This window comes from Clostridioides sp. ES-S-0054-01, from assembly GCA_021561035.1.
Taxonomy (GTDB): Bacteria; Bacillota; Clostridia; order Peptostreptococcales; family Peptostreptococcaceae; genus Clostridioides.
The window spans coordinates 3,816,028-3,837,397 of the sequence record CP067346.1; the positions used below are offsets into that span (position 1 = coordinate 3,816,028).

Genomic DNA, 21,370 nt, shown 5'->3' on the forward strand with positions numbered 1-21,370 from the left:
GTTCCCCAAATTCCTATTTTTCTCTTTTATTTATTTTATTTAAAGCATAAGTAGCAAATATACCTATAACTGCACATACCACAGATAAAATGAATATATACGTATAACCTGTTTGTCCATATTTATCTAACCAATTACCTGCAATAGTATAATAAAACGCATCTGGAGAAAATCCTATAAATGAAGCAAATCCAACTACTGCTCCTGTAGTTTCTAAAGATATATTAGACTCTGAAACAGATGCAAAGTATATACCTCTAAATCCAAATAATATTACACTTAGTATTATCATATTTATTACAGCTATCCATATAAATCCTGCACTCTTAGGAATCACCAAGTAAGCAGCTGTACTTACTGTCATTAGTATAAATCCTACAAACATTACTCTTATAGATGACCCAACTTTATCTGTTATGACACCAGCAACTGGAGATGCTCCCATTTTTATAACATAAGTTCTGATTATTGATAGAGCAGAAACTAGAGTCATTGGCATCACATAAACTTCTGATAAATATGGGCTTAAATAAGTTAAGCTTGAGAATACTAAATAAGTTGAAAATATTATAAGACCAATTAACCATGCCTTTGGCATTGTAACTACTTTTAGTAATGATTTAATGCTTAATCCTTCATCTGATGCTCCACTATCTTTTTTCTCTTCTACTAAGAAAAATAGAAGTATACCACATATTATAGATGCTGCAGAATATAACCATACTACATATTTAAATCCTACTGTTATTTCAGCAAATTTACCAAAGAAGTAAAGACCTATAAAAGAAATTAATGTACCTGATACGCCTGATAATCCTTCATAAAAACCAAATATTCTTCCTTGCTCTGACTCACTTCCTTGCATTCTAACAACCTTAACAGATGCTGAGAAGAAAGTTAATATTGTTGTAAACCCCCATAATACAAATATTAAAAGTATCATAGTATATGACGGGAATGTTGAGAAATAAAACCCAAGTATTCCTGAAGCAATTAAAGAAAAAGTTATCAGTTTTCTAACTGAGAATCTATCTGCAAACCATCCTCCTATAAAATAGGATACCATTCCTACTAATCCATATAAACTTAATAAGTTCCCTATTTGTGTATGACTTAATGCTAAAGCTTGTTGCATTGGGTCATAAAATGATGATTTCATATATGGTAAACTATACATAGCTGTTGTTCCAAATGCCAATATGAATATTATCAAAAATCTTTTAACATTACTTTTGTTTTCCATTGATTTTATCTCCTTAAAATTTTATTGTTTATAATCTTATTCATATAGTTTTATTTTAATTTTTCTATTGCTTGTTTAAAGTCATTTATTATATCATTCGAAGATTCTAATCCAACAGCTATTCTTATTAGATTTTCTCCATTCATTTGAACCAATGTATGTTCCTCTCCTAGACTTGTTGCTATTGTAGCAAGCTCTAAAGAGTTCATTAATCTTCTACTAGCTTGGTCTCTTGTCAAACCATTGATACCATCCTTAAGTTTAAATGAAACTACACCTCCACCTAAACCATTCATTTGAGTTTTACAAAGCTCATATTGAGGATGAGATTTTAATGCTGGATATTTTACTAATTCCACATTTTCCTCTTTCTCTAAAAACTCTGCCACTGCTAATCCATTTTCACAATGCTTTTTCATTCTCATATCTAACGTTTTCATACCTCTTAAAATCATCCATGCACTCATTGGTGGTAAAGATGCTCCTGTAAAACAACATAGACTTGGCCATCTAACTAAATCTATTAATTCTTTTGAACCTGCTACTGCTCCCCCTAGAGTATCCCCATGTCCGTTTATAAATTTAGTAAGACTATGTATTACTAAATCTGCACCTAAATCTATCGGTCTTTGTATAATTGGTGTGCCAAAAGTACTATCAACTATAGCTAAGCTTTTATTTTCATGAGCAATTTCTGCTATTGTTTTTATATCTACTAAATCTAATGATGGATTTAAGGGACTTTCTATATAAACTATCTTAGTATTTGGTTTCATTGCATCTTTTACATTTTGTGGATTTACTGCATCTACAAATGTAACTTCAACTCCAAATTTAGATAACAACTCAGACATAAATAGTTTAGTGTGTGAAAATATTCCATCTGAGCTAACTATATGGTCTCCACTTTTTACTAATGCCAATATAGTAGATGTTATTGCCCCCATACCTGATGTACTAGATATAGCGCTTTCCGCATTTTCAAGCATAGCTAATTTATCCTCTAACTCTGTAAGTGTAGGATTACACTCTCTTGTATAAACATATCCCCATGTCATACACAACTCTTCAAAATGTTCTACTGTCTTTGCAGCAAATGTTGCTGTTTGACATATTGGTGTAGCTAATGCACCTGTTGTTGGGTCTGCACTATGTCCCCAATGTATTATTTTTGTCTCTAAATCTTGATTAATATTATTACTCATTTTGATTCCCTCCCGTTTCGGCTTATTTATACAACGTTTTCCCTGCCAAATTTCACCAATTTGGCTTAATCTTAATAACTTTTTTCAAGTATACTTTTATATTTGTTATAATTCCTAAAAATCTGACACTTATTTTGTCTTTTTACAGTTCTAATTATAAACTCTATAGTAACTATAGAGTCAATATGTTTTTGATATTTTTTTTACAATGTTTAAAATTCTTTTTCTTTCTAGCAAAACACCTTCCCTAATTGAGTACATTCCATCATCATATTTCTCTCAAGTTCTGCAACTAAAAGTAATGTAATTAAAAAGAAATTCAATTTGATTTTTTAAACTATCTTTTTGATTATAGGTTGAAACCCTTGAATAAATAACTATTTTTCTACCATCTGTTTCTTTATGTATTATGTACATTCTAGATGTTGTTTAAGTGTAATACCTTCTATTCGTAGGCATTCTAATGCCTTTAATTTACCGTCATTATCCCATAGTTATAACTGACATATTTAATAATTCTGCAAATTCTTTAAGCTTATAATGCTTACTAATATAAGCAAAACTTTCTGTGATTATATTATACTGTGTTTGATTATATTCTTAATTGCTACAAATTTCCTCCTTGTATTATAATTGTGTTTAGTAAACCTATATACTATATTATAATTTTTCAACTAATACATAAGACATCTCATAATGACAAATTGTTACTACTGGTTCTATTCCATATTTTAGACACTCATCAAATAAATTATCATAAAATTTTAACCCATCTTCATTTGCTATTTCTTCATCACCATTTGGAAAAATTCTTGTCCAATTAATTGAAGTTCTAAAACATTTAAATCCCATTTCAGCAATAGTAACTAGTATATCTAAAAGCTCTACTAATGCTTTAGATATTCTTAGTTTAACATTAATATTATTTGCTGGCTTAATTAATAATGGAACTTTTGAAATAGAATCTTCAAACGAATTCTGGGCTTTTTCTGTTATTGAGTAATCTCCAGTAAAATCTCCATGAGCACTAAATACAAATATATTAGTATCATCATATTGATTCGTTTTCTTTAATTTATCAACAATCATCCCAAATTGATAATCAAACCTTGAACCATTGCTAGATAAGTAGCTCTTAATTCATCAAATCTTTCTTCTGACCACTCATTAAGTCTTTGCTTTGAATTTATTGCATAAAGCATACTAGCTTTATTTTTTAAATTATTTATATTTTCTCTTCTTTTTGGAAGTTTCTTTCTATCTATACTTGAATACCATGGTTCTTCACAAGCATAAGGAGGATGCGGAAATGAAAGAGTACAATAAATAAAAAAAGGGTTCTCATCATCTCCTTTACTTTTTCTTTCAATTATCTCTAGTGCACGACTAACACAATTTCAATCAACTCTACCATATCCTTCTCCATCTTTAAGCTTTCCACTGTAAAATGAATAATAATTGTCACTATCTTTCTCTGATATTTCTAAATTTCCTATATATAAATTAATTACTCTATAGGAGGAAGGAAAATGGCAAGAGTTATAGAAAAATTTCATGTTAAAAAAAAGGTATTAAGAAATAAAAGATATAGATACTTTATTATAAAAGCGTTACTTTTAATAACATAGTAATTCATTTATAATTTGTTTGACTATGTAAAAAATTATCAATATAATGAAATTAATGAGTTTATATAAATTGGAGGAAATAATATGAATATTCTGTTAAAAGATGCAATAGATGAATTAAAAAACATCCATTGCGGAGAAGTTTTTTTATTAAAAGAATTGTTCAAAGGCTATGAATGGAACAGATTGGAGATGAATATCAGATTAAAGTTAGGAAAACTTTTCTTGTGTGAAGTAGTAAGTAATCCCAATTTAAATGTAGAAGTCATCAATAAAAACTCTGCTTATCAACAAATGTATAAAAAAAAATAATGGTTTAAATATATATGATAATATAATCTTCTCGTTGATTCAAAAGTTAAAGCTTTCAATACAAAACAATTGTGCTATTTTAACATTTATCAATATATCTAAATTTATATAATTAACAAATATAAATAGTACTGTTTAAATTATGTTATTTAGGATAGATAAATCTTAACCCTACTCCAGCATAAGTACTAAAATAGGGCTTAGAATTATCTATATTTTTATCCCCTAAAATGTTTAGTTCTTACTCTTGATTGAACATATATGTCTGGAGAAATACAATATATGCGTGAATTTATAAAGTTTCCAAAATCAGAAAATTTAATTTTGAACTTAGGTATTCCAAAGCTTTCGGGTGCTATCTCATCAACACCAAAATAAACAACAATTCCATCATCTGTAATATAAAAAGCTTGGTCCTCAGGTATGACTAGTTCCACATTAGAATAGTACATATCTCTATTTTCATTTATTTGAGATTTTATATAATCAGTTATTATATTTATATAATCAACCCCATCTCTAAAAATATCCCCAAGCAAAAGTTCTTTTCCAGTTGTCAAATCTATATTGTAATTATTCAATGTATTATACTTAGGTCCAGAGTTGCTAGTAAAAGCCATAAGACTTAATATCATACTTAGCACATAATTTTTATTAAAAGTAACTGCATAACTAGTAGATACCCAATAACTCTGCTTTGGAAGTGAGTTTTGAGAAGCTGCATTATTATATTCTTGTTCTTCTTCCTGTAAACCATTTTTAAAATTGTTTACAGTCATTTTTACAGCATTGTTTATGTTATTTAAAATCACTGGATTTACATAGGTAGATTGATTTCTAATATTGTATATAATAGGATATTTTACATCATACGAAAAATACTTACTTCTTTCAAAGTCTTCATTAAATTGCACATATAGTATATTATATGTACAAGTATTTGTAGATTGATAATTTTCCATTAAAACCCTCCCCTTTTATTAAAAAAATCAGATACAATATAATATGCTTAAAACAGTAATAATGTTAATAGTAAATGTAAAGAATAGAAAGTATCTAAAACAACAAAAAATGACTAATTTTGTGGTATAATACATAGGATTGAGAGTTATTTTATAGGAGGAAGTATATGTTATTATTAGCAGATAAATGGAAAGATTATGAACTTATAGATATGGGAAATGGAGAAAAATTAGAGCGTTGGGGTAATTATGTACTTAGAAGACCAGACCCACAGGTTGTGTGGCCAATGGAATCTGAATGGGCTTTGTGGAAAAACCCTCATGGACACTATCATAGAAGCAATAAAGGTGGAGGTCAATGGGAACACAAAAAAAGATACCCAGAGCAATGGACTATAAATTATAAAAACCTAAAGTTTCACATTAAACCAACTGGATTTAAACACACTGGTTTGTTCCCAGAGCAAGCAGCCAACTGGGATTGGATGATAGACAAAATAAAGAAAGCTAACAGACCTATAAAAGTGTTAAATCTTTTTGCATATACCGGTGGGGCTACTGTAGCTTGTGCATCTGCTGGTGCAGAAGTATGTCATGTTGATGCTGCAAAGGGTATGGTTAATTGGGCAAAAGAAAACATAGAATTATCAGGTCTTAAAAATCAAACAGTAAGATTTATAGTAGACGATGTTGTAAAGTTTGTTGAAAGAGAAATAAGAAGAGGTAAAAAATATGATGCAATAATAATGGACCCACCTTCTTATGGAAGAGGTCCTAAAGGAGAAGTATGGCAAATAGAAGAAAAGTTATATAGTTTTGTAGATTTATGTATGGGAGTTTTATCAGATAATCCTTTGTTTTTCTTGATTAATTCTTATACAACAGGGTTTTCTCCAATAGTTCTTGAAAATGTATTGTCTACAACAATAGGTAAGAGGACAAATACAGGATATATATATGGTGGAGAATTAGGAATACCAGCTTCTAGAGATGGTAAGATACTTCCTTGTGGTATATTTGGAAGATGGGAGAAAAAATAATGATAAAAGTCATATATGAAGATAACCATTTATTAGTTGTAGAAAAACCAGTTAACATATTATCTCAGGGGGATAATACTAATGATAAGGATATGGTAAATCTTTTAAAAGACTATATTAAAAAAAAGTATAACAAACCTGGAAATGTATACATTGGTTTAATACATAGATTGGATAGACCAGTAGGTGGAGTTATGGTTTTTGCAAAAACATCAAAGGCTGCTTCTAGATTATCTGAGCAAGTAAGAAATAAGACCTTTAAAAAAACCTATCTAGCTGTTGTTCATGGTATGCTAAAATCTAATTCAGATACATTAAGGGATTTTTTATATAAGAATAAAAAGACTAATATGGTAACTGTAGTGAAAAAAAATCATAAATATGCCAAAGAAGCTGAACTCAACTATAAGGTATTAGACTTTAAAGAAAATTTAAGCTTAGTCCAAGTTGATTTAAAGACTGGTCGCTCTCATCAGATAAGAGTTCAATTTGCAAGCAGAAAACATCCATTATACGGAGACCAAAAATATGGCAAAGAAATAAATAAAGTTGGACAACAAATATCTCTTTGGTCCAATAAGATAGAAATCTACCATCCTACTACAAAAGAAAAAATGGAATTTACATGTCATCCATCGGATAAATATCCATGGAATATATTTTAAATCTCAAATGAGGTGATTATATGAGTAAAAAATTTTCAATAGGCGAAATGTCAAAGCTTCATAAAATAAGTATACAGACACTAAGGTACTATGACCAAATAGGTTTATTTAAGCCTGTTCATGTTGATCAAGAAAGCAATTACAGATATTACTCAATTGACCAATTTTCACAATTAGATATTATAAAATACTTAAAGTATTTAGGTATGCCTTTAAAAGAAATTAAATCAAAGCTTGATGAAAATAATGAAGAAATTCTAAAGCTACTGACTAATAAAATTAATATAGTGGACGAAAAAATTAAAGAATTAGAACTTATAAAAAAAGTACTAAGTACAAAGAAAGAAACAATGGAAAAAGGTATGAAAGTAGATGAAGTCGGCAAAATAGTGAGAAAACATATTCCACGAAGAAGTATCTTATCTATAGAATACGAAGAAGGATTAAGTAGTGAAGAAACTATGGAACTTTCCAGAAGACAAATAGCAAATATATTAGAAGATAATATATCTGTGTTTTATGGTGGAGTAAGTGGACTTGTATCTATAGATAAATTTTTAAAAGAAGATAAAGTTATTTATGATAATAGTTTTGTAACTGTTGAAAGAGATTTATTTGATATAAAATCACAAAAATATATAACAGAAATTTCAGCTGGTGACTTTATTTGTATGACATATAAAGGACCTTACAAAAAAAATTATACTGCTTTTAAGAAGCTGGTTGATTATGTTGAGTATAAAAGAATACCTATTGAAAATTATATATATGAAATACCTATAATAGACCCTTTGTCTACAAACAACGAAGAAGAACTTCTAACTGAAATTCAGATACAAGTTAAAAAGAGAGAAATTGACTTAAGATGTTTAGTGTAATTGTCTTCTCTCAGTAAAATTTCTAAGAAAACATGTGGGAACATAGCTAATGCCAATTTCCACATGTTTTCAGTATAAATATTTGAGAATGTAAATAAATTTGTGTAAAATATAAAATTTATCTAGAATCTTTTGTTGTATAAAATTTATAATCTCTTATATAAAAACTTTATCACTTCTACTCAGCTATATTGTAAACTTTTAACTTGTCTTTATTTAGGTGTTTCTTCTTAACCTCTACTAAAGCTTTTAGTGTATCCAAGGATGTCATTATTTCAGTGGAGAATTCAATAGCCGTTCTTCTCATTTTAAATCCATCTCTTGTAGAGTCATTTCCTTTAGTTGGTGTATTTATTACTATATCAACTTGTTTATTTCTTATAGCATCCAGTATATTTGGTCTAGGCTCTTCAATTCTATTTACTATATCTGCCTCTATTCCATTTTCTTTTAGACTCTTAGCTGTTCCTTCTGTAGCAACAAAAGTATATCCTAAGTCTTTCATATCTTTTGCTATCTCTATAAACTCATCCTTGTCATGATTATTAACAGTAGCAAGTACAACTCCTCTTTCATCAGACATATGTCTACCTGCTGCTAAGAATCCTTTGTATAAAGCTTCTTCTAAGTTTTCTCCTACACCTAGAACCTCTCCTGTAGACTTCATCTCAGGTCCTAGACTTACCTCAACCTTAGCTAATTTAGACATTGAGAATACTGGCACTTTTACTGATACTAGTTTTGGCTCTTTGTAAACTCCTGTGCCATATCCTAAATCCTTTAATTTAGCTCCTAACATGCACTTAGTCGCTAAGTCAACTATTGGTACTCCACTCACTTTACTTATATATGGAACTGTTCTACTAGCTCTAGGATTAACTTCAATTATATATAATTCATTTTGGAATTCTATAAATTGTATATTAACCATACCAAGTACATTAAGCTCTAAAGCCATTTTTTTAGTGTATTCTACTATCTTTTCTTTTATCTCATCAGATATATTTTGACTTGGATACATTGTTGTACTATCTCCAGAGTGAACTCCAGCTCTTTCCAAATGTTCCATTATACCAGGTATTAATATATCTTCCTTATCACATATAGCATCTACTTCTATTTCCCTACCAGTTAGATATTTATCTATAAGTACTGGATTCTTGTGGTCTCTATCAAATGCATCATCCAAATACTGAATTAATTTTTCTTCGTTATAAGTTATTTCCATACCTTGACCACCAAGTACATAAGATGGTCTAACTAACACTGGATAACCTAACTCCTTAGCAACCTCAACACCCTCGTTAGTCGTCCATACACCTTTTCCTTTTGGTCTATTTATGTCTAATCTTTCTAGTAAGTCATCAAATTTTTCTCTATCCTCTGCTGCATCTATATCATCAAAATCAGTACCCAATATAGGGATGTTTTTTTCATGTAAGAACTTAGCCAATTTTATAGCTGTTTGTCCACCAAACTGTAGTATTACACCTTCTGGTTTTTCTTTTTCGATTATATTTAAAACTTCTTCTTCTGTTAATGGTTCAAAATATAACTTATCTGATGTATCAAAATCTGTACTCACTGTTTCAGGGTTATTGTTTACAATTATAGTTTCTATTCCCATTTTTCTTAAAGATTTTACACAATGAACTGAACAATAGTCAAATTCTATACCTTGACCTATTCTTATTGGACCAGAACCCAATACTACCACTTTTCTCTTATCACTAACAACTACCTCATCATATTGCTCATAAGTTGAATAATAGTAAGGTGATAGAGCTTCGAATTCTCCTCCACATGTATCAACCATTTTATAAACTGGCTGTATATTATATAAACCTCTTAATTCATATAACTTTTCTGGGCTTATCTTCATTAAGTCAGATATACCTTTATCAGAGAATCCTTTTTTCTTTAATTCATGTAGATACTCTTTATCTAGGTCTTCTATTTTTAGAACTTTTAATTTTTCTTCTTGCTCTACTATCCATTTAAATTTGTTTATAAACCACTTATCAACACCAGTTATTTCTGATATCATTTCTACTTTATAGCCTCTTCTTATCATTTCAGCTAAGTCAAATAGTCTCTCATCATCAGGTACTACAACTCTAGCCTTTAATTCTTCTAATGTTCTACCTTCTGATGGTGCATGAACCAACGAATATTTTCCTGTTTCAAGTGATCTTATCCCTTTAAGAATAGCAGCCTCAAAGTTACTACCTATACTCATTATTTCACCAGTAGCCATCATCTTAGTTCCTAATTTTCTATTAGCATGTCTAAATTTATCAAATGGCCACTTTGGTATTTTTACTACTACATAATCTAATGTCGGTTCAAAACAAGCATAAGTCTTTTTAGTTACTGCATTTTCTATCTCATCCAAAGTGTAACCTAAAGCTATCTTAGCTGCTACTTTTGCTATTGGATATCCTGTAGCTTTTGATGCTAAGGCTGATGACCTACTAACTCTTGGATTTATTTCTATTATTGCATACTCTAAACTATGTGGATTTAAAGCTATTTGAACGTTACACCCACCTTGAACTTCTATTGCATTTATTATGTCTATTGATGCCTTTCTAAGTAATTGATACTCTTCATCACTTAGAGTTTGACTTGGGGCAACAACTATACTATCTCCTGTATGAACTCCAACTGGGTCTACATTTTCCATATTACATACAGTTATACAGTTTCCATTTCCATCTCTCATTACTTCATATTCTATTTCTTTCCAACCTTTTATACTCTTTTCCAGAAGAACTTGTCCTACTGGGCTTAATTGCAATCCATGTGTAAGAATTTCTCTTAATTCTTCCTCTGTATCAGCTATACCTCCACCAGTTCCACCTAACGTATATGCTGGTCTTACAACCACTGGATATCCTATTTTATTGGCAAATTCAAGACCTGCTTCTAAGTTTGTAACTATGTCACTAACTATTACAGGTTGATTTATTTCTTTCATTACCTCTCTAAATAAATCTCTATCTTCGCCCTTTTTTATAGACTCTATAGATGTCCCTATAACTTTTACATTATATTTATCTAATATACCAGCATCATATAATTCTACAGCTAAGTTTAATCCTGTCTGACCACCCATACCTGCAAGTAAACTATCTGGTCTTTCTTTTTCTATTATTTTTTCTATAAATTCTATTGTTAATGGTTCTATATATATTTTATCTGCCACTTCTTTATCAGTCATTATCGTAGCTGGATTACTATTAACTAATACAACTTCAATTCCCTCTTCTTTTAATGCTTGGCAGGCCTGTGTTCCTGAATAATCAAACTCTGCCGCTTGACCTATTATTATTGGTCCTGACCCTAATACTAAAGTTTTCTTTATACTATCTAATTTAGGCATAACTCTTTCTCCTTATCTAAACAATTTTCACAGCTCTTATCTTCATCATCTATATAATCAATTTTAATTACTTTATTTCATTTTAAATTTAAGTTTACTCATTATATACATCTATATTAATTAAATCAAATTTTTCTGATTTAAGTTATTCTTATTTTCTAGTTATACATTCTAATACTATTTATTTTGCTAACTCTAAAAATTTATCAAAAATATAGTCGTTATCTTTTGGTCCTGGACAAGCCTCAGGATGGTATTGAACACTGTATACACCTAGCTTCTCATGTCTCATTCCTTCAACAGTATTATCATTTAAATTTATATGTGTCACTTTCATTTGTTCAGGAACTTCTGAAACATAGTATCCATGATTTTGAGAAGTTATAAATACTTTTCCCTCTTCTAAATCTTTAACTGGATGATTTCCACCTCTATGTCCAAATTTAAGCTTAGCAGTTTTTCCTCCAAGAGCTAAAGCTAAAAGTTGATGTCCTAAGCAGATTCCAACTATAGGCTTTTTACCAATAAGAGCTTTTATATTTTCTATAACATCTTCTAGGTCTTCTGGGTCTCCAGGTCCATTTGACAAGAATATCAAGTCAGGATTTATACTTAATACATCTTCTGGAGATGTTGTAGCTGGAAATATTGTTATATCACATCCACGAGCTATAAATGATTTTAATATATTTCTTTTAACTCCAAAATCCATAACAGCTACTTTTGGACCATTTCCTTTTATATGCTCTACTTCTTTTCTTGTAACTGTTCTAACTGCTTCTGTATTTGAAAACTTATCCAATTTATGTTTAACATCTTCTAACGTACTGTCTTCTAATGTAATTATCCCTTTCATTGTTCCATTATTTCTAAGTATTTTAGTCAAAGCTCTTGTATCTATTCCTTCAAGTCCAATAACTTTATTTTGCTTTAAATATTGGTCTATATCAATTTCACATCTAAAATTACTTGGAGAATCACTTTTTTCTCTTACTATAAATCCCTTTACTTGAACTTTTTCAGACTCTGCTGATGATAAATTTATACCATAATTTCCTACAAGAGGATAAGTCATAGTAACTATTTGACCATAGTAAGAAGGGTCTGTTAAAACTTCACCATATCCTATCATAGAAGTATTAAACACTACTTCGCCTACACTTTCTTCTAAATATCCAAATGCCTTTCCTATAAAAATTGTCCCATCTTCTAATATTAACCTTGCTTTCATATTACAGTACCTCCTATAATTCTCTTTAGGCAAGCTAAAGAACATTAGCTAAATATAAGCTTTTAAATATCTATATCTATTTTTCACTTTTACATTCTAGTTTTATACTTATTTACATTTATTTTTTATCTTTTTCTATTATACTACAAATTTCTTAAAAAAAAGAAGTTATCTCAAAAGTAAAAACTCATAGAAAAAATAACTTCTTCTTTTTAATTTAATAATTAAATTCTTAAACTATACAATCAATTTAACCTCTATTCAGCTATATTGTAAACTTTTAACTTATCTTTATTTAAGTGTTTCTTCTTAACCTCTACTAAAGCTTTTAGTGTATCCAAAGACGTCATTATTTCAGTAGAGAATTCAATAGCCGTTCTTCTTATCTTAAACCCATCTCTTGTAGAGTCATTTCCTTTAGTTGGTGTATTTATTACTATATCAACTTGTTTATTTCTTATAGCATCTAGTATATTTGGTCTAGATTCTTCTACTCTATTTACTATATTAGCTTCTATTCCACTTTCTCTTAGACTCTTAGCTGTCCCTTCTGTAGCAACAAAAGTATATCCTAACTCTTTCATATCTTTTGCTATCTCTATAAACTCATCTTTATCATGATTATTGACAGTGGCAAGCACTACTCCTCTTTCATCAGACATATGTCTACCTGCTGCTAAGAATCCTTTATATAAAGCTTCTTCTAAATTTTCTCCTACGCCTAGAACTTCTCCTGTAGATTTCATCTCAGGACCTAGACTTACTTCAACCTTAGATAATTTAGACATTGAGAATACTGGCACTTTTACTGATACTAGTTTTGGCTCTTTGTAAACTCCTGTACCATATCCTAAATCCTTTAATTTAGACCCTAACATACACTTAGTTGCTAAGTCAACTATTGGTACTCCACTCACTTTACTTATATATGGAACTGTTCTACTAGCTCTAGGATTAACCTCAATTATATATAATTCATTTTGGAATTCTATAAACTGTATATTAACCATACCAAGTACATTAAGGTCTAAAGCTATCTTCTTAGTGTATTCTACTATCTTTTCTTTTATTTCATCAGAAATATTTTGACTTGGATACATTGTTGTGCTGTCTCCAGAGTGAACCCCAGCTCTTTCCAAATGCTCCATTATACCAGGTATTAATATATCTTCCTTATCACATATAGCATCTACTTCTATTTCTCTACCAGTTAGATATTTATCTATAAGTACTGGATTCTTATGGTCTCTATCAAATGCATCTTGTAGGTATTGAGATAATTTTTCTTCGTTATAAGTTATTTCCATACCTTGACCACCAAGTACATAAGATGGTCTAACCAATACTGGATAACCTAATTCATTAGCAACTTCAATACCTTCACTAAGTGACCATACACCTTTTCCTTTTGGTCTATTTATATCTAGTCTCTCTAGTAAATCATCAAACTTTTCTCTATCTTCTGCTGCATCTATATCATCAAAATCAGTACCCAATATAGGTATATTTTTTTCATGTAAGAACTTAGCCAATTTTATAGCTGTCTGTCCACCAAACTGTAATATTACACCTTCTGGTTTTTCTTTTTCGATTATACTTAAAACTTCTTCTTCTGTTAATGGTTCAAAATATAGCTTATCTGATGTATCAAAATCTGTACTCACTGTCTCAGGATTATTGTTTATGATTATAGTTTCTATATCCATCTTTCTTAAAGATTTTACACAGTGAACTGAACAATAATCAAATTCTATACCTTGACCTATTCTTATTGGACCAGAACCTAATACTATCACCTTTTTCTTATCACTAACAACTACCTCATCATATTGCTCATAAGTTGAATAATAGTAAGGAGATATAGCATCTATCTCACCTGCACAAGTATCAACCATCTTATATGCTGGTTTTATATTATATAGACTTCTCAATTCATATAATTTTTCTGGGCTTATCTTCATTAAGTCAGATATACCCTTATCAGAGAATCCTTTTTTCTTTAATTCAAGAAGATAATCTTTCGTTAAATCTTCAATCTTCATAACTTTTAGTTTTTCTTCTTGCTCTACTATCCATTTAAATTTATTTATAAACCATTTATCTATACCTGTAATTTGCTCTATCATTTCTACTTTATAGCCTCTTCTTATCATTTCAGCTAAGTCAAATAGTCTCTCATCATCAGGCACTACAACTCTTTTCTTTAACTCCTCAATACTTCTCTCTTCAGATGGTGTGTGAACTAATGAATATTTTCCTGTTTCAAGCGATCTTATCCCTTTAAGAATAGCAGCTTCAAAGTTGCTTCCTATACTCATGATTTCACCAGTTGCCATCATCTTAGTTCCTAATTTCCTATTTGCTTTTTTAAATTTATCAAAAGGCCACTTTGGTATTTTTGCTACTACGTAATCTATAGTTGGTTCAAAACAAGCATAAGTTTTTTTAGTTACTGCATTTTCTATCTCATCCAAAGTGTAACCTAAAGCTATTTTTGATGAAACTTTAGCTATTGGATATCCTGTAGCTTTTGATGCTAGAGCTGATGATCTACTAACTCTTGGATTTATCTCAATAACTGCATATTCAAAGCTGTGTGGATTTAATGCAAACTGAACATTACATCCACCTTGAACTTCTACTGCATTTAATATATCTAAAGATGCTTTTTTAAGCATCGCACATTCTTTGTTACTTAAAGTTTGAGTTGGGGCAACAACTATACTATCTCCTGTATGAACTCCAACTGGGTCTATATTCTCCATGTTACATACAACTATACAATTTCCCTTTGAATCTCTTATTACTTCATATTCTATTTCTTTCCAGCCTTTTATACTCTTTTCAATTAATACTTGTCCAACAGGGCTTAATTGTAGTCCATGTGAAAGTATTTCTCTTAATTCTTCCTCATTCTCAGCTATACCTCCACCAGTTCCACCTAGTGTGTATGCTGGTCTTACAACTACTGGATAACCAATTGTAAGTGCATAATCAAGACCTGCTTGTAAATCTGTAACTATATCACTAACTATTACAGGCTGATTTATTTCTTTCATTACTTCTCTAAATATATCTCTATCTTCACCTTTTTTGATAGATTCTACTGAAGTACCTATTATCTTTACTCCATATTTATCTAGTATGCCTTTTTCATAAAGTTCAACTGCTAAATTTAGCCCTGTTTGTCCACCCATACCTGCAAGTAAACTATCTGGTCTTTCTTTTTCTATTATTTTTTCTATAAATTCTATTGTTAATGGTTCTATATATATTTTATCTGCCACTTCTTTATCAGTCATTATTGTAGCTGGATTACTATTTATTAATACAACTTCTATTCCTTCTTCTTTTAAAGATTGGCAAGCTTGTGTTCCTGAATAGTCAAATTCCGCTGCTTGACCTATTATTATTGGTCCTGACCCTAATACTAAAGTTTTCTTTATACTATCTAATTTAGGCATAAATTTTTCTCCTTATCTAAATGGTTTTTACTATCTGTAAATAATACTAAATCTATATTAATGCTAAGAATTTATTAAATATACAATCTAAATCTTCTTTTGTTGTGTATTCTGGAATGTACTGAACACTATATATTGGCAATTCTTTATGTCTCATTCCTTCTATAGTATTGTCATTTAAATTTATGTGAGTTACCTCTGTATTTTCTGGCATTTCTGAAACATTATATCCATGATTTTGAGAAGTTATAAATACTTTTCCAGTTTCTAAACATTTAACTGGATGATTGCCTCCTCTATGTCCAAATATAAGCTTTGAAGTCTTTCCTCCTAATGCCAATGCTAAAATTTGATGTCCTAAACCTATTCCTGTCAATGGCTTTTTGCCTACTAAGTTTTTTATATTTTCAACTATATCATTTACATCTTCTGGATTTCCCGGTCCATTAGATAGTAAGATTAAGTCAGGATTTATATTTAAAATTTCTTCTGCTGTAGTCATTGCTGGTACTATAGTTATATCACAGTTGCAAGCTTTAAGAGACTCTAGTACACTATTTTTAACACCAAAGTCTATAACTACAACCTTAGCACCAGTACCTTTGATATTTTCAATTTCTTTTCTTGTAACATTTTTTACTGAATCTTTGTTACAATGCTCTTCTAGTTTAGACTGAACATCTTGTAACGATGTATTTTCTAAAGTTATAATTCCTCTCTTAGTTCCATTGTTTCTAATAATTTTAGTTAATGCTCTTGTATCTATTCCTTCAAGTCCTATTACCTTATTTTGCTTTAAATATGTGTCTATATCCATCTCACATCTAAAATTATTTGGGTTATCACTTTTTTCTCTTACAATAAGTCCTTTTACTTGTACCTTATTTGATTCAACATCTTCTAAATTTATTCCATAGTTTCCTATAAGTGGATAGGTCATAGTAACTATTTGTCCATAATAAGTTGCATCTGTCAATATTTCTCCATATCCAGCCATTGAAGTATTAAATACAACTTCTCCAACAGTTTCCTTTAGATATCCAAATGCTTTTCCTTCAAATACTGTTCCATCTTCTAAAATTAATTTCCCCTTCATGTAAGCTACCTCCCAAATATTTTATCTAAGCATTTTCTATTTCTTTTACAATATTAATAGCTGATTCTCTTGGATTTTCTGCTTTTGTTATAGGTCTTCCAACAACTAAATAATGAGCACCTCTTCTTATTGCATCTGATGGAGTCACAACTCTTTTTTGGTCTCCAACCTCTGCTGATTTAGGTCTTATTCCTGGGCAAACTGTTATAAAATCAGTTCCACATGCTTCCACTATCTTATCAACTTCTTGAGCTGAACAAACAACCCCATCTATTCCTGCTTCTTTTGCCAGTTTAGCTCTCTTTATAGCTAACTCTTCTGTTGTCATATTACATCCTATGTCCTGTAAATCTTGGTTACTTAATGAAGTTAAAACCGTTACTCCAACTACTAATGGCTTTTCTATATTTAATCTTTCTGCTTCTTCCTTAGCAACTAATGCACATTGTCTCATTCCTTCCATATCTGATACATGTATTGTCATTAACCAAACATTATCTCTCACTGCAGCTCTCACTGCACTTTTCATAGTATTTGGTATATCATGGAATTTAAGGTCTAAAAATATTTTTTTACCTTTTTCTTTAAGATAATCTATTGTTTTCCCTTTTGTGGCAACGTATTGCTCTAGCCCTACCTTAAATATGTCTACACTATCTTCTAATCTGTCTATTAGTTCTTTAGCTTTATCAAATTCGTCAGTATCAATTGCAACTATCAACTTCTCTTTTCCATTTATCATTTTTACATCTCCTTTTTAATAAAGCCTAAATCCTCATAAAAAAATCCTTACACCAAAAGAGGCACAAGGATTTTATCTATACATAACTCAATTCTTAGCTATGAGATATCTTTCCCAGTCTCTCTGGACTAGTTTAAAAGACTTTATTATATTTAAATTTTTATTTTATACTCATCAAAAACCTCTAGAAGATTTACTAGAGGTTATATATTAACATTATCTATAACCCTTTAGTCTCTCTGGACTACTTTAAGGAATTTAGCTGTAATATTTTTCTTTATTCTCATAACTTTATGTATCCCTAGGATAATTTAAAGTTTTATCTTTTTTATAATTAAACCACTAATTGCTTTTTATGTCAATAAGTCTTTGAATTATTCTTCAACTTTATCAAACAATTTTTTCTCAAAATATGACTCTGCATTATATATCGCAGCAGCTGGATTATGCCCAGTTACTCTATCTTTGACAATTAGAGTTGTTATAGGAGCTTCCATATATTTCATGGCTAAGGTATCGTGACCAACACATAATCCAAGAATTACATTAAGGTCAACTTTAGCTTCATTTAAAAATAAAGCCTGTCCTATTGGATTGCACATTATTTCATCTGCACACTTTGATATTGTTTGAGATGCTTCTAGTCCAATTGTACTCTTAGGCATTGCTCCATTTTTACATATAACAGAAAATACTTCAAATCCATGATGTTCAAATATCTTTTGTACTGTTTGCATTTCTCTTTTTAATCCAATACAAAATGCTATACCAATCTTTTTATAACCACATTTCTTAGAAAACTCTATAATTTCTTTTAGTCTAGTATATTCACAGTATCCTTCTGCTTCAACTAGCCCAGCGTTATAAGCTATTTTTCTATTCTCTTCTTCTTCATAAAGTTGTTTTGATTTTTGTTGTAGCTCAATTTCTCTAGTTGGACATATCTTCATTAACTTATCCATATTTCCATCAGAACAGCCTCTAAGGTTACATTTCCCGCACTTATACATATCCAATATCCACCTTCCAAAATCTTATTCATCTTGTGATTCTTCTTTTTCACTACTTACATTTTCTTCTTGGATTTCTTCTTCTGGTTTCACATGCTCAACTACAGTTATAAAATATGATTTTCCTATTTTATTTCTTATAGGAAGTTTTTCATATGAAACATCTATTTTATTTTTTATACAAGCTATATCAAAATGTCTTAAACCTACACCTAAGCTAACCTTATTCATATCTTCACAGTGTTTCTTAGGTTTCTTTTCAAATAAATGAAGACCTCGTTCATCCTTGTGGAAATACCATGGTTGAGAATTTTTTACAGATGGAGCCCTTCTTGTCAATTCTAATACTTCTTTCCATTTTCTATTCCTATTTATCTTATTTATCATATCTTTTATTGGCTTTCTATCAGGTCTAGCATATCTTGTCCTAAACAAATCTTCATTTTTTGCTGGATATCCAAAAGCTATTATTATATAAGGATTCTCTATTTTGTTTTCATCTTCTACTTCTGTTTTTAATCCAGCTAAATAGTCTAAATCATCTTCTTCATCTTCTTCAAAGTTCTTATTCCCAATATCCACAAATTCTAATATATCTTCTCTCTTTAAGTTTCCTTCCAACCAGCAAGTAGCTACTCCCAATGTTGTAAGACGTAAAACTACACCTTCTGTAGCAAATCCTATATTCTGTAAATAGTCTTCACCTTTATCTGATGTAACTACTATATAGTGAGGTGCCTTTACTTTACATTCCTTACCCATTAAAAAATGTATTATATGCCCTCTATCAACAACATGTGCTTTAATACTTAAATCTTCATTTAAGTATTCTAAATTTTTACAACTTCTTTTTATTTCTTCCATTAATGGCTTTTTTATCTTATTACTGGAAAAATTTCTTACAGATTTTCTATAAAAAATGGCTTCATAAAGCTCCATTTATGCCCTCCTAACTGAAATCTTCTGACGTATAAACTCTATAAATTTATATAAATACTTTATATTTTTTATAGTTTTATTTCCTTTTTCCTCCTGCCCTATTTTGAAATTCATAAGAATATCTACTCTAGTTTAATATAGCATTCAAAAGGCTTAAATTCTACCTTATCAATGTCTATACATTAGCATAATTTTTTTATTTGATTTTCTATAAAAATTTTTTTCATTTATAAATATCTATCTCATTATTATATTATAAGTTTTTTTTGGTATTCTTGTATAGCTTTTCACTAAAAAAGTATTTTTATTTCTACTTTAATACTATTCTGAACCTCCTATGACTAAAGTCACAAGGTTCCTGCTTCATAGAATTTTGCATACTAAAATATGTCTTACTAATTCTCCACAGGCCATCCCCGTAGTTCCTACGGTTCTTACATACGTTATTTATTTTGAATTGTTATTAGTCTTAATCCTTCTTTTAATATATTTATACTTGCATTTATATCTCTATCGTGAGTTTCATTACAACTAGGACAAATCCATTCTCTTATATTTAAGTTTTTAACTTCCTCGTTTTTATACCCACATTTATTGCATATTTGTGAACTTGCAAAGAATTTACCCACCTTTAAAATTTGTCTACCATACCAATTAGCCTTGTATTCTAATTGACGAACAAATTCTGACCATGACACATCAGAAATTAAGCGAGATAGTTTACGATTTCTAATCATATTCTTTACTTGTAAATCTTCTATGCAAATAATATCGTTATCTTTTATTAGTTTAGTAGATAGTTTTTGTAGAAAATCATTTCTTTGATTAGCTATATGTTCTTGAAGTCTTGCAACTTTTAATCTTGCTTTATTTCTATTTAAACTACCGATTGTTTTTCTCGATAATTCTCTTTGTAATTTAGCAAGTTTGTTTAATGACTTCTTAAGATACTTAGGATTTTCTATAAATTCTCCACAACTTGAGATACAAAATTCTTTAATTCCTAAATCTAAACCTATCTGATTATTAGTATTTTCAAATGCTTCAATATCTACATCAGTACAGCATAATGATACATAATATCTACCACTTGGCTCTTTAGATATAGTGGCATTAAGTATTCTACCTTGAGGTACTTGTTTATCCCTTATCTTAACCATACCAAGTTTAGGTAGTTTTATATGTTGACCACAATACATAATGTTTCCATTTGTAAAGTTAGTTTTATATGAAAATCTATTAATTTTCTTTGATTTAAATTTAGGAAATCTTACTTTTTCTTTAAAGAATTTTTTATATGCATTATCTAAATCTTTTAAGGCGTTTTGTAGTGAAAATTTGTCAGGTTCTTTAAGCCACTTTAATTCTTTTTTTAAGTTGGTCAAATCAGAACTACACTGTTTATAAGTAAAAGTTTCTTTATCGTTTTTATAAACTTCTATTCTTTTAGCAAGATACTTATTATATACAAATCTACAACATCCAAAAGTTTTGTTAATTAACTCTTGCTGTTTTTTATTTGGATATATTCTAAACTTATAAGCTTTTTCCACTACTACCACCTCACTTT

General features: G+C 29.7%; 16 protein-coding genes. 4 read left to right on the forward strand and 12 right to left on the reverse strand.

Annotation, left to right across the window (positions count from 1 at the left end):
- Window positions 1–13: 13 nt before the first annotated feature.
- The 3 genes from JJC02_17420 to JJC02_17430 all read right to left on the reverse strand — a co-directional run bounded on the left by JJC02_17420 (window position 14) and on the right by JJC02_17430 (window position 3,537).
- Window positions 14–1,243 (reverse strand): MFS transporter, encoded by a 1,230-nt coding sequence (locus tag JJC02_17420; GenBank protein ID UDN54614.1) that lies wholly within the window; start codon window positions 1,241–1,243, stop codon window positions 14–16.
- Between the two features lie 50 nt (window positions 1,244–1,293).
- Window positions 1,294–2,448: an aminotransferase class I/II-fold pyridoxal phosphate-dependent enzyme gene (locus JJC02_17425; GenBank protein ID UDN54615.1), complete on the reverse strand. Its 1,155-nt coding sequence runs from the start codon at window positions 2,446–2,448 to the stop codon at window positions 1,294–1,296.
- A gap of 660 nt (window positions 2,449–3,108) precedes the next feature.
- The gene (locus tag JJC02_17430) at window positions 3,109–3,537 is read right to left on the reverse strand and encodes a family 1 glycosylhydrolase (protein ID UDN54616.1); all 429 of its coding nucleotides are present in this window, start codon (window positions 3,535–3,537) and stop codon (window positions 3,109–3,111) included.
- Between the two features lie 623 nt (window positions 3,538–4,160).
- Between JJC02_17430 and JJC02_17435 the strand changes: the two genes are divergently transcribed.
- Window positions 4,161–4,388 (forward strand): single-stranded DNA-binding protein, encoded by a 228-nt coding sequence (locus JJC02_17435; GenBank protein UDN54617.1) that lies wholly within the window; start codon window positions 4,161–4,163, stop codon window positions 4,386–4,388.
- A 218-nt stretch (window positions 4,389–4,606) separates the two neighbouring features.
- Here JJC02_17435 and JJC02_17440 read toward each other — a convergent pair whose 3' ends face one another.
- On the reverse strand, window positions 4,607–5,350 hold the full coding sequence (locus tag JJC02_17440; protein UDN54618.1) for a DUF3298 domain-containing protein: 744 nt from the start codon (window positions 5,348–5,350) through the stop codon (window positions 4,607–4,609).
- A gap of 167 nt (window positions 5,351–5,517) precedes the next feature.
- Between JJC02_17440 and JJC02_17445 the strand changes: the two genes are divergently transcribed.
- The 3 genes from JJC02_17445 to JJC02_17455 are packed head-to-tail and all read left to right on the forward strand — an operon-like array spanning window position 5,518 to window position 7,933.
- The gene (locus JJC02_17445; protein ID UDN54619.1) at window positions 5,518–6,390 is read left to right on the forward strand and encodes a class I SAM-dependent methyltransferase; all 873 of its coding nucleotides are present in this window, start codon (window positions 5,518–5,520) and stop codon (window positions 6,388–6,390) included.
- The gene (locus tag JJC02_17450; protein UDN54620.1) at window positions 6,390–7,055 is read left to right on the forward strand and encodes an RluA family pseudouridine synthase; all 666 of its coding nucleotides are present in this window, start codon (window positions 6,390–6,392) and stop codon (window positions 7,053–7,055) included. The genes JJC02_17445 and JJC02_17450 overlap by 1 nt, the downstream gene beginning before the upstream one ends.
- A 20-nt stretch (window positions 7,056–7,075) precedes the next feature.
- Window positions 7,076–7,933 (forward strand): MerR family transcriptional regulator, encoded by an 858-nt coding sequence (locus JJC02_17455; protein UDN54621.1) that lies wholly within the window; start codon window positions 7,076–7,078, stop codon window positions 7,931–7,933.
- A gap of 178 nt (window positions 7,934–8,111) precedes the next feature.
- Here JJC02_17455 and carB (JJC02_17460) read toward each other — a convergent pair whose 3' ends face one another.
- From carB (JJC02_17460) to JJC02_17495, 8 genes are all read right to left on the reverse strand, one after another.
- Window positions 8,112–11,318 carry a carbamoyl-phosphate synthase large subunit gene (carB, locus tag JJC02_17460; protein UDN54622.1) on the reverse strand — a complete coding sequence of 1,069 codons (3,207 nt, stop codon included), beginning with the start codon at window positions 11,316–11,318 and terminating at the stop codon, window positions 8,112–8,114.
- A gap of 181 nt (window positions 11,319–11,499) precedes the next feature.
- Window positions 11,500–12,549 carry a glutamine-hydrolyzing carbamoyl-phosphate synthase small subunit gene (gene carA, locus JJC02_17465; GenBank protein UDN54623.1) on the reverse strand — a complete coding sequence of 350 codons (1,050 nt, stop codon included), beginning with the start codon at window positions 12,547–12,549 and terminating at the stop codon, window positions 11,500–11,502.
- 257 nt (window positions 12,550–12,806) lie between these two features.
- Entirely contained in the window at window positions 12,807–16,013 is a 3,207-nt protein-coding gene (gene carB / locus JJC02_17470) for a carbamoyl-phosphate synthase large subunit (protein UDN54624.1), read from the reverse strand.
- 52 nt (window positions 16,014–16,065) lie between these two features.
- Window positions 16,066–17,109 carry a glutamine-hydrolyzing carbamoyl-phosphate synthase small subunit gene (carA, locus tag JJC02_17475; protein ID UDN54625.1) on the reverse strand — a complete coding sequence of 348 codons (1,044 nt, stop codon included), beginning with the start codon at window positions 17,107–17,109 and terminating at the stop codon, window positions 16,066–16,068.
- Between the two features lie 25 nt (window positions 17,110–17,134).
- Window positions 17,135–17,851 (reverse strand): orotidine-5'-phosphate decarboxylase, encoded by a 717-nt coding sequence (gene pyrF / locus JJC02_17480; GenBank protein UDN54626.1) that lies wholly within the window; start codon window positions 17,849–17,851, stop codon window positions 17,135–17,137.
- A 374-nt stretch (window positions 17,852–18,225) separates the two neighbouring features.
- Window positions 18,226–18,861 (reverse strand): DUF1847 domain-containing protein, encoded by a 636-nt coding sequence (locus tag JJC02_17485; protein UDN54627.1) that lies wholly within the window; start codon window positions 18,859–18,861, stop codon window positions 18,226–18,228.
- 24 nt (window positions 18,862–18,885) lie between these two features.
- Complete coding sequence (locus JJC02_17490; protein ID UDN54628.1) at window positions 18,886–19,800, reverse strand: hypothetical protein; 915 nt, start codon at window positions 19,798–19,800, stop codon at window positions 18,886–18,888.
- Window positions 19,801–20,243: 443 nt separating this feature from the next.
- Window positions 20,244–21,362, reverse strand: a complete 1,119-nt coding sequence (locus tag JJC02_17495) for a transposase (protein ID UDN54629.1) — start codon at window positions 21,360–21,362, stop codon at window positions 20,244–20,246.
- Between the last annotated feature and the right edge of the window lie 8 nt (window positions 21,363–21,370).